The organism is Lactobacillus sp. UMNPBX16, from assembly GCF_002553775.1.
In the GTDB taxonomy this organism is placed as follows: domain Bacteria; phylum Bacillota; class Bacilli; order Lactobacillales; family Lactobacillaceae; genus Lactobacillus; species Lactobacillus crispatus.
The window spans coordinates 1-1,490 of record NZ_PCYU01000025.1 but is presented as its reverse complement, the minus strand read 5'-3'; the positions used below and the strand labels follow the sequence as shown (position 1 = coordinate 1,490).

1 protein-coding gene is annotated in these 1,490 nt (G+C 41.3%); it reads left to right on the top strand.

The annotated features are described in order from the left end of the window. Positions 1-104 precede the first annotated feature (104 nt). Positions 105-1,472: an ISL3 family transposase gene (locus CP367_RS06495; protein ID WP_098043534.1), complete on the top strand. Its 1,368-nt coding sequence runs from the start codon at positions 105-107 to the stop codon at positions 1,470-1,472. Positions 1,473-1,490 lie beyond the last annotated feature (18 nt).

Sequence of the window (1,490 nt, the reverse complement as noted above, 5' to 3'; positions counted from 1 at the left end):
GGTTCAGTATAAATTCTTGTGTAAATAGAAATTAGATAACAAAAAAAGAAGGGTTGTCCCTTACAATGTTAATAACGACAAAAACATGGGGAGCCCTTCTTACTATGAATTATACAGAACTGTCAGTTACTACTCAAGATGTTATGCCTAACAAAGGTGTCTTATCCTTTAATTCTGGTCTTACCGACTTTATTCAAGTTGGCGAGCCAATTCAAAATGAAGGTGGATTAACCTTTGTAGGAAAGCTAGATGAGCGTGGTGATACCTTCTGTCCTAATTGCTCAAGAAAACTAGTTAAAAATGGGTCTTTAGAATCTACCCTTAAGCACGTCGCTATTGGTGGAGTACACACCAATATCAGAGTGTCCTATGCACGTTTTCGTTGTCTTAACATTGATTGCCAATTCAACACTAGAAGCCAGTCTATCCCTTTTAAAGCTGATGGTTATCGCATCACCAAACCTTTAAAAGAATACACTGAGAAACTGTTAAGCTATGGCCTTACTCTAAAGGCAGTGGCTTGGCTTACTGGCTTGGACAAGATGACTGTAAAGTCAATTCACAAGTCTCTTCTACTGTCTAAATTTACAACTGATGGCAAGACACTCATAAAACCTGAAAGGCAGGCAAAATACTTAGCCATTGATGAGTTTAAGCTCCACGATGGCCATAAGTACGCCACCGCAATCATAGACTGGGAAACAGGGTATATTCTCTACTTAGCCCATGGCAAGAAGAAAGCCGTTGTTTTCGAGTTTATGGATCATGTTGGCGATGAGTGGATGTCAAAAGTTGAGGCGGTGGCTTGCGACATGAATTCAGACTTCGAAGAAGCTTTTAAAGGGCGCTATCCCAAGCTAGACATCGTCTATGATCGCTTCCACATTATCAAGAATTTCAACGATAAAGTGGTTTCTGAGATCAGAAAGGATGAACAAAGACGGCTGGCTGAAGAAGGCTCTCCAGAGGCTGCTAAGTTGCTTAAGAACTCACGTTACATCTTGATGTCTAAGAGGTCCACATTAGTTCAGAAGGACGAGGATGCCCGTCAAGGCAAGCTAGTGTCTACTGCTGGTGAAATATTCAATACACCAGAAATAAAGGCTTATGGCGGTAATGAAGCATGGTATGACGAGCTGTTGGAAGAAAACAAGCTCTTCTTCACAATAGACCTCGTCAAAGACTTGCTAGACCAGGCATACAACTCACATGACGAGGTGGAAATGTGCGTTAGACTTGAAGGGATCATAGACATCTGCAAGGCAACTGAGAATAGCCACTTTATTTGGTTTGCGCGTCTCTTAAATAACCATTTGAGAGGGATCTACACGTTCGCCAAATACGGGATATCAACTGGCAAACTTGAGGGTATCAACAATAAGATCAAGACTGAGAGACGTAAGGGTTATGGGTATCCAGATGATGAATACTTCTTTCTGCGATTAATGGAAATATACCGAAAGGCATCCTAAATCTCACAGCCGTTTACA